Here is a 12,997-nt window from a genome sequence, read left to right as displayed (position 1 = left end):
CCTTGACTTTTTGAGCAAGAAAGCCCTAAATAGGGCTTTTAAACTGGATAAACAGGATGTTTACGATCCGTAAATACTTGATATTTACTCATATACATTTCGAATCGTCCTTTTAACTCTTCTCTTAAATTGTTTGGATGAACAATACCATCAATGACCATCTCTGATGCTAAATGGTAAATATCAATATCTTTCTTATACTCTTCGCGTTTTTCAGCAATGAAACTATCACGCTCTTCTTCTGGTAAAGCTGCAATCTTATTTGCATATACAGCATTGACAGCAGCTTCTGGACCCATTACCGCAATAGAAGCTGTCGGTAATGCAAGGCAGCAATCTGGTTCAAAGGCTGGGCCTGCCATTGCATATAAACCAGCACCATAAGCTTTACGAACAACGATAGAAATTTTCGGTACAGTTGCTTCACTCATTGCAGAGATCATTTTTGCACCGTGGCGAATAATACCAGCACGCTCCACTTTCGTACCAATCATAAATCCAGGTACATCTGCAAGGAATAATAATGGAATATGATATGCATCGCATAAATTAATAAACTTCGCTGCTTTATCAGCTGAATCGTGGAATAATACGCCGCCTTTCATACGCGGTTGATTTGCAATAATACCAACTGGCTTACCATCAATACGTGCTAAGCCTGTAATTAGTTCTTGAGCAAATAATTTTTTCACTTCATAGAAAGAACCTTCATCAATAATTCTATTAATGAGATCTTTCATATTGAAAGGAGCATTTTGATTTTCTGGAATGATTTGTTCTAACGTTTTTTCGAATTGTTTCGGTTCTTGAGGTGTAACCAATGGAGTCTTCTCTAAGTAGTTGTTTGGAAAATATGAAATGTATTGTCTTGCTTGTGTAATCGCATCTTCTTCTGTTTTACATAAAACATCTCCGCATCCTGATACAGAGCAATGCATACGAGCTCCGCCCATCTCTTCTAAAGTTACCTTCTCACCGATAACCATTTCAGCCATTCGAGGAGATCCTAAATACATAGATGCGTTCCCTTCTACCATCATTACAACGTCACAAAAGGCTGGAATATATGCACCACCAGCTGCAGAAGGTCCAAATAATAAGCATACTTGAGGAATTTTTCCTGATAATTTCACTTGGTTGTAGAAGATTCTTCCTGCACCGCGGCGCCCTGGGAACATTTCTACTTGATCAGTAATACGCGCTCCAGCAGAGTCAACTAAATAAAATAACGGAACACGTAATTTTTCGGCCGTTTCTTGAATACGTAAAATCTTTTCAACTGTACGTGCGCCCCATGATCCTGCTTTTACCGTTGAATCATTTGCCATCACGCATGCAGTACGCCCATGTATTTTACCCGTTGCCGTTATAACACCATCAGCAGGTAATCCTGTTTGTTCACAATTTGCAAATAATGCATCTTCTACATATTCACCATTATCAAATAAAAGAGCTAAGCGATCACGAACGAATAGTTTTCCTTTTGCTTTGTTTTGTTCATGGTATTTTGGTGCACCGCCTTGTTTAATCGTTTCAACTCGTTCTTCAAATGTATTCGATTGTTGTTTTTGGTCTAACATATTTACTCCCCCTTATACATTGGTGTGCGTTTTTCCTTGAATGCTTGTAATCCTTCTAATCTGTCTTTCGTATGGATTACACCTTCATACGCTTGTTTTTCCATTTGTAATCCGGTATGTAAATCAACTTGAATACCGTTTGAAATTGCTTCTTTTGCTAATCGAACAGCAATAGGACCATTACTAGCAATTTTCTCTGCTATTTCAATCGCTTTTTCTTCAAGTAAATGAGCTGGTACAACAAATTCTACTAGACCATATTCTTTCGCTTCTTGCGCTGAAATACGTCTGCCTGTATAAATTAATTCTTTCGCTCTACCAACACCAATTAATCTTGGCAAACGCTGCGTACCACCTGCTCCTGGAATAATTGCAAGTGTAGTTTCAGTAAGACCAAGACTTGCAGTGTCTGAAGCAATTCTAAAATCACAAGCTAAACTTAATTCCGTACCACCACCAAGTGCGATTCCATTTATAGCAGCAATTACTGGCTGCGGTAATTGTTCAACCATTTCCATAGTAGTGCGAATCATACTAACAGCATGGCGAACTTGTTCTTCATTCATGCCAGCACGTTCTTTTAAATCAGCTCCGGCACAAAATGCTTTTTCACCAGCACCCGTTAGAATAACTACACGAGTATTTGATTCTTCACTTATTTGAGTTAATATGTTTTGTAACTCTTCTAATAACGCTAAAGATAATGAGTTTGCTTGTCTTTCACGATATAATGAAATCTTTACAACGTGAGGTGTTACATAATCAACTGAAATGTTTTGTAATTGTAGCATCTTCTCACCTGCTTATCGTTTTATGTTGAAGCGCTCTATACACATGACTCGGTAATTGGATATTTAATTTACTTTGAATAAATTGACTCGCTCTCAATAACTTCTCTTCATCAATATTCGTTTGGACCCCTAACTTATGGAGCATATGAACTAAGTCATCAGTTGCAACATTACCTGATGCTCCCGGTGCATATGGACATCCACCAAGACCACCACAAGAACTATCAAATGTTGTAATACCATATTCTAATGACTTAACTACATTCGCCAGAGCCATTCCATACGTATTATGGAAGTGCATTGCAAACTGCGAAGCATCATATTTCTTTAATAAATGTTCTAAAACTTGCTCTACTTGTAACGGATTTGCTACACCAATCGTGTCACCAAGGGATACCTCATAAATGCCATATGAAAATAGTTGATTACATAATTCATCAACTGCTGCGAGACTTATATCTCCTTCATAAGGACAACCAAATACAGTAGAAACATAGCCTCTTACCTTTTTCCCTTCGAATAATGCCTGTTTTGTTATATCTTCAATGACAACTAAGGCTTCTTTAATTGATTTATTAATATTACTTTTATTATGAGATTCACTTGCTGATAAAAAAACATTCACCTCATCTACATTTTGCAAAAAAGCTCGTTCCAAACCATTTTGATTTGGAACAAGCGCTGCATAAGTAACATTTGGATCCCTTTTCAGCTCAGAAAACACATCATTTGCATCTGCTAATGCAGGAACCCATTTAGGGTGAACGAATGAGGAAACTTCAACGTACGATAATCCCGCCTCTGTAAGTAGTTGAATCCATTTTACTTTATCTTTTGTGCCAACAATCTTTTTTTCATTCTGTAAGCCATCACGTGGCCCGACTTCTTTAATGACAGCAAAATTAGGTAGTTTCAATTCGCTTCCCCCTATATCTCCCTATTCAATTTCTAGTAATACATCTCCTTCATTTACAAAATCGCCTTCTTGCACATTAATTTTCATAACTGTGCCAGCTTCTTCTGAAACGATTGGGATTTCCATTTTCATAGATTCCAAAATGACGACATCCTGCTCTTCCTCTACTGTATCTCCTACTCCTACAACAATCTTCCATACATTTCCTGCCATCGATGCATATACTTTCGTCATCATTTTTTCCCCCTTAATATTGTTAAACCTTATTTTTTAACAAGTTGTTTCGTTACAAAACCCGTTGTATAAATACCGCTTTTGAACACATCATCTTCTAAAACTTGAATTAGCATTGGCGTGTTCGTTTTAATACCTTCTACTTTTAATTCTTCTAAAGCATCATGTAATTTCGAAATTGCTTCTTCACGAGTTTCACCATGAGCAATGACTTTCGCAATCATTGGATCATAGAAAGGTGTAATTGTTACTTGATTCTCCAAAAAGTGATCAATACGTACATTTGTTGGAAGCGTTAAATCTGTAATTTTCCCAGGTGATGGGAAGAAAGTTTTCGGATCTTCTGCATAAATACGTGCCTCGATGGCATGACCACTACGTTTTACATCATCTTGTGTAAACGATAATTTCTCACCATATGCAATTAGAAGTTGTTGTTCTACAAGATCTAAACCAGTAATTTCTTCTGTAACTGGATGCTCTACTTGTAATCTCGTATTCATCTCTAAGAAATAGAAGTTTTTCTGATCATCAACTAGAAACTCAACCGTACCAGCATTTGTATACCCAAGAGCTTTTGCAGCTTGTACAGCAACTTCACCCATCGCTTTTCGTGTACCTTCATCTAAAAATGGTGAAGGTGCTTCTTCAATCACTTTCTGATTTCGGCGCTGCACTGAACATTCACGCTCCCATAAATACACTGTGTTACCATGTGTATCTGCTAAAAGTTGAATTTCAATATGATGCGCATCTGCAATATAGCGCTCTAAATACATTTCTCCGTTACCGAAGAAGTTTTGTGCTCTTGTTTTGTTACTTTCAAATGCTTTGGTGAGCGTTTGCTCAGTTTCCATCAACTGCATTCCAATGCCTCCGCCGCCTGCGGATGCCTTCAACATTAATGGATAACCAATCTGTTTAGCAATTTCAATTGCTTCTTCAGCAGTTTCAATATTTGTAGTAATACCTGGAACTACTGGAACATCTGCAGCTTGCATTGCAATACGAGATTCGATTTTACTTCCCATCTTCGTAATAATTTCTTCTGATGGACCGATAAATACAATTCCTTCTTCTCTACAGCGAACCGGAAAAGACGGATTCTCTGATAATAATCCATATCCTGGATGGATTGCTTCAGCATTTGTCTTCTTAGCTATTTCAATAATTTTTTCAAGGTTTAAATAGCTTTCTTGGACACGCGGTCCACCTACTAAGTAAGCTTCATTTGCCATTTTTACATGTAGGGCATTTTCATCAGCCTCAGAATAAATAGCAACAGTGCGAATGCCAAGCTTTTGACAAGTTTTCATAATACGAACTGCGATTTCCCCGCGATTAGCAATTAATATTTTTTGAAACATAGTGATTCCTCCCTTTTATCTACATCCTAAATGTCTAGCAATTACGAGACGTTGAATTTCAGAAGTTCCTTCACCAATTTCTAATAGTTTCGCATCACGAATATGTCGTTCCACTTCATATTCACGCATATAACCGTATCCACCGTGAATTTGTACTGCTTGATTTGCAATACGGCTTGCTGCTTCAGATGCAAATAATTTTGCCATAGCCGCTTCTTTACCGAAAGGTTTATCGTTATCTTTTAACCAAGCTGCTTTATGTACTAAATTACGCGCAAGTTCTACTTCAGTCGCCATATCAGCTAATTTAAATTGAATCGCTTGGAAATTAGAGATTGACTTTCCAAATTGTTGACGTTCTTTCGCATATTGCAGTGCACGTTCAAATGCAGATTGCGCAATACCAACAGCTAATGCTGCGATTGAAATACGTCCCCCATCAAGTGTATATAAGAATTGTTTAAATCCTTTATTTACATCACCAAGAATATTTTCTTTCGGTACACGTACACCATCAAGTACGATTTCACATGTATTAGAAGCACGAACACCCATCTTATCGTAAGGACTTGAGATTGTTAATCCTTCACTTGTAGTCGGTACGATAAATGCCGAAATGCGTTTTCTACCATTGTCTTCAACACCGTTGACAGCGGTTACAATAATTGTATTTGCATACTCCGCGTTTGTAATCCAACACTTTTCACCACTAATTACATATTCATCGCCATCTAATACAGCTTTCGTTTGTGTGCCGCCTGCATCAGATCCCGCGTTCGGCTCAGTTAATCCGAAGGCACCTAACGTTTTACCTGATGCCATTGGAACTAAATATTTCTGTTTTTGTTCTTCTGTACCGAAATAATAAATTGGAGAAGCACCTAATGAAATTGTTGCAGCGTAGCTTAATCCTGTACCACCACAAGCACGACCAATTTCTTCAACTGCTAACGCGTACGATACAGTATCGCCACCTGAACCCCCATACTCTTCAGGGAATGGGATGCCTAATAATCCTAGTTCGCCCATTTTTTGAAATGTTTCATATGGAAATTCCGCAGTTTTGTCATAATACACAGCTTTCGGTGCGATTTCCTTTTCAGCAAAGTCACGTACCATTTCTTTAATCATTTGTTTTTCGCGAGTTAGAGTAAATTCCATTCCGCTACACACCCCTTATCGAATATTGAGTTTCGACAGCGTGCGAGTTTCTACTACAAACATTACAAATTAAAAGACAAAAATATTAGTTAGATAATTGTTATAATTCTGTCATAACTTAATTTTAAAACAGATTCTGTACTAATGCACAAAAAAATTCCTACATTGTTCTACAACAACATAGGAGTTTTCTTGTCGAAATATGTATTTTATTGTTTAATAATCTCTACCTTTACCCGAATCTGAAATCTCTACTAAAGCTTCAGGGTATGGTTCGAAATATGTTTGTCGTAATAAATACTTTTCATCAAATCGAAGAGCCCATGATTTTAAAATTACAAGTATACTACTAAGCGGGCTTTTCTTTTCTTTATATTTTTGTATCAAATCTAAAAAATGATCTTTTTCTTGTTTTTTCAATTTTGTTTTAAAATATCCAAAAATATGCTCACATACATTTACATTCGATGTATAGCGGGGTGTGCGCATAAATAATTCATATAAAGTTTTCTCATAGTTTTCAAATACCACTTCAATCGTTTCATTTTTGTGATTTGCAATTATTCGTCCCAATTCCTTTTGTTTTACCTGATTATATGCCATAAATAAATATTTATTATCCGACTGAAACGATACAAGATCTTTCATATTTTTATTATGTTTGATCATTTTGTAATATGCGATTGTAAATAACCTTGTAAAGAAATGTTCTCTAATAATAAAATTCGACAATCTACCTTCTTCTTCAATTGGAAGGTGTGAAAATTTTTTTATTACTGCTCCGCCAAATAAGCCTGATCCCTTTCCTTTTGCTGGCGCTTTTTCAAAACCAGAATAAATTTTCACGTCACGAGTACCACAACTTGGCGAACGATTCTTTAAAATAAAACCATCCACATCAGGTATCGTTTGTAAAAAATCATTTGAGAATTGCTCCATTTTCCCAGTTACATCTTCCCGCGTCGACGGCTGCACAAGCTTATTCACACCATTTTCTTCTACAATTCGTATCGTTTCACGAGGAGTGCCCAATCCGATCTCGACTTCTGGACAAACAGGTATAAATGTAACAAATGGCTGCAAATTTCTTATTGTAACATCGGGAATCATCTCTCCATTATAACGACACGCATCAAATTCTAAACATTTACTTACAACAATTTTTGGTTTCGCAAATTGTCGCATTTCATTACCTCCTTTGTACTAGTCCGTACCATATAAATTGTACTAAGTTTAGTATCGTAATCAAAGTTTGTTTTATTTATATTTTAATGAACATATCCAATGACATTTTAACAGTTATTTAGCTCTACGACGTAAAGATGTTCGCTTTGTAAGTATGTTTTGATACCATCAAATGAATAATGCACAAAAGAGTTGGAGAATTTAATACTTAAGAAAGGAGGGGAAAGTTATGAAGAAAAAATTATCATCTATTTTAAGTGTTTTAGCACTATCTATTATGTTTTTAGGTACATCTGCACAAGCTGAATACGATGGAAATCATATGAATAGAGTTAATAACACTGACATTTCAACTCGAGTTAATGACAATAACTTAGACAGAGTTAATAATGATGTGAGAACTCGAAATGTAAATACGACAAATGATTTAAATGATAATCGTGATAAAAATAATAATTGGGCTTGGCTCGGTTTATTAGGACTAGCAGGATTATTAGGTCTTAGAAGAAGAGACAAAGAAACACGTTAATTTGGAACATTTTTAGTAAACAAGTACTTATTTATCAAAAATAAATAATGAATATAAATCGCCTTTTTAAAGGCGATTTATTATTTGCATAAAAGTAGTATATGTAATTCACACTTCAACATATTTTTACTTATGATTAAATTCGTGGCGTTAATCCAAACAATATAAATTGAATCGTATGTTCAATTTCCACTTCATCATCCCATTTTTCTTCAGGCAATAATAAAAATCGTGTTAAGAGTAATCCTAATACAGCTGATAAAGTAAGTCGTACCACAGAAGATGGTGGCATCTCAATAATTCCACCTTTTTCTTGAAACTTTACAATTAACTTTTTAAAATGTGAAAGTAACTCTGTTTCTACTAATTGTTGTATTTCATTTTTCAGCTCTGGCTGAAATGGCACTTCTTGAATTAATATTTTTATCATTGGAAAATGCTTTTTTGCAAATTCAAAACGATTATGAATGACAACTCTTAGAAGCCCTTCATATGATTCATACTCCGATTTAAATATTTCTTTCGCAAAGGCTTGTACGAAAAATGGTGCAGCAAACTTTGTTAATGTCGGCATGACGACTGCTAACAATAAATCTTTTTTCGTTTTATAGTAGCGGAAGATTGTTCCTTCCGCTACACCAGCCCGCTTTGCAATTTCACTTGTTGAAGTTGCAGCGTAGCCTTTTTCGCCAAACATATCAACAGCCGCTTCTAATATACGCATTTGACGTTCATTTCGTTTATCCGTATTTGTTGCAGCAATTAATTCTTCTAGCCAATCCTTCTTCATCTATAATGCCCCTTTGTATCATCATTATATTTTTCGATGTTTCTTTAATGCAAATACATTCCCTACTGCAAATAGTAGAGAAAAAAGCAGTAATACAATTAAATCTAATGCAATCTCTGTAAACCCTTGATTTCGAATCATCACTTGTCTCATTGCGTCAGCGCCATATGTGAGCGGAAATAACTTCCCTAACATTTGGAGCCACTTATTCATAGATTCAATTGGAAACAACCCAGAAAAGAAAATTTGTGGCACAATAACAAGTGGTATAAACTGGATCATTTGAAACTCATTATTTGCGTATGCCGATAAAAATGTCCCTAAAGTTAATGCAGTTAAAGAAAGCATGCATGTAATAAGTAACGTTAGCCATATGGAGCCTGCTACATATAAATCTAAAATATAAACTGAAAAACTTACGATTATAATGGATTGTATAAATGCAAAGATCCCAAAACCAATAATATACCCTACAACTATTTCCCATCTTCTTACCGGAGTCGATAATAACCTTTCTAAAGTACCACTTAAACGTTCTCTTACGAAAGACACCCCTGATAAAATGAATACAAAGAAAAAGGTAAAGAAACCGATTAATACGGGACCAAGCCCATCAAACATTGTAAAGTCTTTAGAGCCATGTAAATAATTCACTTCAGGTTTCATAATCGATACATCGTTCTTCTCTGTACTTTTTTGTAATATTTGAAGCGCAGCACGATTTTTTGACGAATCACTACCTTCTAATACAATATTCATTTTCCCATTTTCTAAACGTATTACTGCATCTACTTTTTGTTTTTCCAATTCAGACATTGCCTTTTCTTTACTATATTCATAAATTGACGCTTCCTGATTTTTCATTACTTTTACTACCTGAGCAGGCATGTCAACAACAGCAATATGTGGTACATAATCTTTTTGAGTAAACACTAGTGACAATAACCAAAGTAATAACATAGGTGCCCCAAACATCATGGCTAATGAACGCTTATCCCTGAAAAATTGGCGAATAATACGAATGATTACACCGATAACTCTCATGATAGGGCCACCTCTTCCAACAAAAAGACATCTTCAATCCTTCCTGATGATACCCGCTTTTTCAATTCTTCAGGTGTTCCAGTCGCAACTAGCTTTCCTTCTCTAATTAACCCTAGGCGTTCACAAAATTCAGCTTCGTCCATAATGTGTGTCGTTACAATTATAGTTGTGCCTTTCTTTTTCAAATCATAAAATTTTCCCCAGATTGTTTTTCTAAGAAGCGGATCTATCCCCACTGTTGGCTCATCTAAAATTAATATTTCAGGTTCATGGAGGAGTGCTATCGCTAATGATAAACGCTTCTTCATTCCACCTGAAAAATGCTGTACTTGTTTTTTCGTATGTTGTGATAATTGAACAAGGTCAAAAACCTCTTGTATTCTTTCTTTTTTATGCTTTCCCTTTAATCCATACATTGTTGCCATAAAATCTGCATTTTCATATGCTGATAGTTCTTCGTATAATGCATCAGCCTGAGCCATATAACCAATTCTTTTCATTTCATTTAAATTAGGCATGTTCGTGTTGTAAACAAACACTTCACCTTCAGTTGCCTCGTTAATACCTGCAATCATTTTGATAAGAGTCGTTTTTCCTGAACCAGAAGGCCCAACTAAACCAAATATCTCTGCTTTTTCAACTTGCAATGAAAGATTGTGTAACACTTCTTTTTTGCCAAAACTTTTTGATACAGTCCGTAAAATAATGGCAGGTTGCTGCATGTTTTCTTCCCCCTTCTTAAAAATGAGTGAGTACTCACTTTTATTTTACTCTTGCGTAATTATATGTCAAACTTCATTGATTAGTATGTATTTTCCATCAACAATATTAAACAATGAAACAGAGTCGACATTAGAATATCATTTCTTAAAGTCGACTCTGTTTCATTTAAATTATATATTTTATTTTACGTTTTTAAATTCATATATTTCCTAATTCTAGCAACATCTAAAGAATATTCGATTACTAATTGCTGTAACGGTAAAATAACTGTGTCAGGATATAAATGTGCATATTGTAATGTTTCTGCATATTTTTCTAACCTTTTTTCTAAATACTTTATAATTTGATCAGGATGACTTACTAATAAACATTTACAATAATAATGTATTTGTTCCTCAATCGCCGTATACTCTTCAATTTCATATTCTTTATGCATGTGTACACCCCTTTAAGTTTTTTTATAAATTACTTATCACAATTTTCACTCGACAAATTTTAAGTTTTTTGATTATTTACACTATAACAAACTCTTCGGGTCAAATTTTGTTACTTTATGTAACGCAGAAAATTTTTAATAAAATTGTAATGTTAACTTGTATAAAATACATGTGGCCTATTTTTTTCTGTACAAAAAAGTCGTACAGTTCAATTTAACTGTACGACTACAAGTTCTGGCCTATTTAAAATTCTTTGCTGAATGATACTATTGCCTAACCCTCTACTCACTACCATAGATGTATTTTGTTTTTCATATAATCCTGCTGTATATGTAGGTAAAATCCCTTGATTCGGAGCAACTAAACCTCCGATAAATGGCAATCTAACTTGCCCTCCATGAGCATGTCCCGATAACACTAAATCTATTTGCTCATTAGCATACTCTGTCAAAAATTCAGGCCTATGAGATAGTAATACATTGTATGTATCTGGCTTCATTTCAAATTTTGCTTTTGAAATTTCATCTTTGACAACATTTCCTTCATCACGGTTTCCAGTTACAAATTCCGGATCATCAATACCAAGCAAATTTATTTTTTGTTCCTCTTTTTGAATCGTTACATGTTCATTTCTTAAAACAGTAACATGGTGTTTCTTCAATTCCTTCTCTAAATCATTATATTTTCCTGACCATTTTTCATGGTTTCCTGTCACAAAATATATAGGATACTCCTTTACAAGTTCTCGTATTAATTCCATACTTACTTCTGCATCGTATGATTTACTGTCAATTAGATCACCTGTAAAAACAATAATATTTGGATTTTCACCTTTTACTTTTTGAATTAAAGTTTCTTGATTGTTGCCAAATTTTTTATTATGTAAATCTGAAATTTGTAGAATTTTAAAACCTTTAAAGGTAGAAGGCATTTTGCTAGATTTTATATTAACTTCAGTTATACTTATTAAATTGTTTTGTACATATAAAAAGATACTAAAGCCTACTATTATGACAATAAACAATATGATTCTATTCATATTTCTCTTCATATTCTCTCCTTTTTATTTTCATAAAACAATTATTTATGTTAACTAAACTAAATTATATTATACATTTTTGAAATTGTTTAAGTTAATAAAATGCAGTACATGAAATTTCAGATGAATTACGTAATAAAGATTTGAATTTGTTTACTTTTTTCCATTTCAAAATAAGAATACAAAAACGATTCTTTTCACACGAAAAAGAATCGTTTTCTAATTTTATTCCTTCAATAACATTATTTTTACAAATGTAAAACTCATATACTATCACCTTAAAGCATTAACTATAACTTCAGTTGCCTCTGCAATAAGTTGATTATCATAGGGAGCATCTTTCTCATCTTTACTAGATAAAATTGCGATAATAATTGGCGCTCTATCTGGTGGCCAAACGATAGCAATGTCATTTCGTGTCCCATAACTTCCAGCTCCTGATTTATCCCCCACTACCCAGTCAGTTGGTACGCCTGCACGAATAAGTTTGTCTCCTGTAGCATTCCCTTTCATCCACTCTGTAAGAATGTAACGCTTATGAACTGGAAGCGCATTTCCGACCGTAAAAGATTTAAGATTGGTAGCAATTGCTTTCGCTGTACTAGTGTCACGATTGTCTCCTGGAATAGCCTCGTTTAATTCTGTTTCAAAGCGATCAGACATAGTAACACGATCACCCATCTGTCTAAGCGCTTTTTCATATCCTTTTGGTCCGCCTATTTTGTTAAATAAAATGTTCCCTGCAGTATTATCACTGTAACGAACAGCAGCCTCAGCAATTTCTCCTAGTGTCATTCCAGTATCTACATGTTTCTCTGTAATAGGTGAATAATCTACTAAGTCTTCTTTCATAAAAGTAATAACTTCATTTAATTTCTCAGTTGAGTTTTGCTGTAGTAATACCCCTGCCGCTAACGCCTTGTAGGTCGATGCGAAGGCAAATCTTTCGTTAGGTCGATAAGAGATTGTTTCATTTGTACCAGTATCAATAGCATACACACCTAATCGAGCATCATATTTTTTCTCTAGTTGAGAGAACTCTTTGTGCGTCGCCTGATTTTTATGTTTTATTTGTCCCTTCTTTTCTTTCGCTTCAACTTGCAGTGGTCCTCCTGTAAAAGCTTCTAGGCTTGTAAGACTTAAACCTAATATACCAACACATATTCCTATTTTTAGCATCCTCTTGTTTTTCAAAATCATC

The 12,997-nt window shown here is 34.8% G+C and carries 14 protein-coding genes; 1 reads left to right on the top strand and 13 read right to left on the bottom strand.

What is annotated here, in order from left to right:
* Positions 1 to 38 precede the first annotated feature (38 nt).
* From FS742_RS04765 to FS742_RS04735, 7 genes are all read right to left on the bottom strand, one after another.
* The gene (locus FS742_RS04765; protein WP_144611404.1) at positions 39 to 1,580 is read right to left on the bottom strand and encodes an acyl-CoA carboxylase subunit beta; all 1,542 of its coding nucleotides are present in this window, start codon (positions 1,578 to 1,580) and stop codon (positions 39 to 41) included.
* A 2-nt stretch (positions 1,581 to 1,582) separates the two neighbouring features.
* Positions 1,583 to 2,371: an enoyl-CoA hydratase gene (locus FS742_RS04760; RefSeq protein ID WP_144611403.1), complete on the bottom strand. Its 789-nt coding sequence runs from the start codon at positions 2,369 to 2,371 to the stop codon at positions 1,583 to 1,585.
* 4 nt (positions 2,372 to 2,375) lie between these two features.
* Positions 2,376 to 3,287 (bottom strand): hydroxymethylglutaryl-CoA lyase, encoded by a 912-nt coding sequence (mvaB, locus tag FS742_RS04755; RefSeq protein WP_000775429.1) that lies wholly within the window; start codon positions 3,285 to 3,287, stop codon positions 2,376 to 2,378.
* A 21-nt stretch (positions 3,288 to 3,308) separates the two neighbouring features.
* Positions 3,309 to 3,524, bottom strand: coding sequence for an acetyl-CoA carboxylase biotin carboxyl carrier protein subunit (locus FS742_RS04750; RefSeq protein ID WP_001985297.1), 216 nt, complete (start codon positions 3,522 to 3,524; stop codon positions 3,309 to 3,311).
* 26 nt (positions 3,525 to 3,550) lie between these two features.
* On the bottom strand, positions 3,551 to 4,888 hold the full coding sequence (locus FS742_RS04745) for an acetyl-CoA carboxylase biotin carboxylase subunit (protein ID WP_144611402.1): 1,338 nt from the start codon (positions 4,886 to 4,888) through the stop codon (positions 3,551 to 3,553).
* Positions 4,889 to 4,903: 15 nt separating this feature from the next.
* Positions 4,904 to 6,049 (bottom strand): acyl-CoA dehydrogenase, encoded by a 1,146-nt coding sequence (locus FS742_RS04740; protein WP_000397281.1) that lies wholly within the window; start codon positions 6,047 to 6,049, stop codon positions 4,904 to 4,906.
* A 216-nt stretch (positions 6,050 to 6,265) separates the two neighbouring features.
* Positions 6,266 to 7,234 carry a YbgA family protein gene (locus FS742_RS04735; protein WP_144611401.1) on the bottom strand — a complete coding sequence of 323 codons (969 nt, stop codon included), beginning with the start codon at positions 7,232 to 7,234 and terminating at the stop codon, positions 6,266 to 6,268.
* 229 nt (positions 7,235 to 7,463) lie between these two features.
* On the opposite strand from FS742_RS04735, the gene FS742_RS04730 reads away from it, so the two are divergent.
* Complete coding sequence (locus FS742_RS04730; protein WP_144611400.1) at positions 7,464 to 7,763, top strand: WGxxGxxG family protein; 300 nt, start codon at positions 7,464 to 7,466, stop codon at positions 7,761 to 7,763.
* Between the two features lie 136 nt (positions 7,764 to 7,899).
* Here FS742_RS04730 and FS742_RS04725 read toward each other — a convergent pair whose 3' ends face one another.
* From FS742_RS04725 to bla, 6 genes are all read right to left on the bottom strand, one after another.
* On the bottom strand, positions 7,900 to 8,553 hold the full coding sequence (locus tag FS742_RS04725) for a TetR/AcrR family transcriptional regulator (RefSeq protein WP_144611399.1): 654 nt from the start codon (positions 8,551 to 8,553) through the stop codon (positions 7,900 to 7,902).
* A 24-nt stretch (positions 8,554 to 8,577) separates the two neighbouring features.
* Positions 8,578 to 9,597, bottom strand: a complete 1,020-nt coding sequence (locus tag FS742_RS04720) for an ABC transporter permease (protein WP_144611398.1) — start codon at positions 9,595 to 9,597, stop codon at positions 8,578 to 8,580.
* Positions 9,594 to 10,319 (bottom strand): ABC transporter ATP-binding protein, encoded by a 726-nt coding sequence (locus FS742_RS04715; protein ID WP_144611397.1) that lies wholly within the window; start codon positions 10,317 to 10,319, stop codon positions 9,594 to 9,596. Before FS742_RS04715 ends, FS742_RS04720 begins: the two co-directional genes overlap by 4 nt.
* 185 nt (positions 10,320 to 10,504) lie before the next feature.
* Entirely contained in the window at positions 10,505 to 10,756 is a 252-nt protein-coding gene (locus tag FS742_RS04710; protein ID WP_000548621.1) for a hypothetical protein, read from the bottom strand.
* Positions 10,757 to 10,965: 209 nt separating this feature from the next.
* On the bottom strand, positions 10,966 to 11,808 hold the full coding sequence (locus tag FS742_RS04705) for a metallophosphoesterase (RefSeq protein ID WP_144611396.1): 843 nt from the start codon (positions 11,806 to 11,808) through the stop codon (positions 10,966 to 10,968).
* Positions 11,809 to 12,069: 261 nt separating this feature from the next.
* Positions 12,070 to 12,996, bottom strand: coding sequence for a class A beta-lactamase Bla1 (gene bla, locus FS742_RS04700; protein WP_395940392.1), 927 nt, complete (start codon positions 12,994 to 12,996; stop codon positions 12,070 to 12,072).
* Between the last annotated feature and the right edge of the window lies 1 nt (position 12,997).

This window comes from Bacillus cereus (assembly GCF_007678085.1).
In the GTDB taxonomy this organism is placed as follows: Bacteria; Bacillota; Bacilli; order Bacillales; family Bacillaceae_G; genus Bacillus_A; species Bacillus_A cereus_BE.
This window is presented reverse-complemented; position numbering and strand designations above follow the sequence as displayed.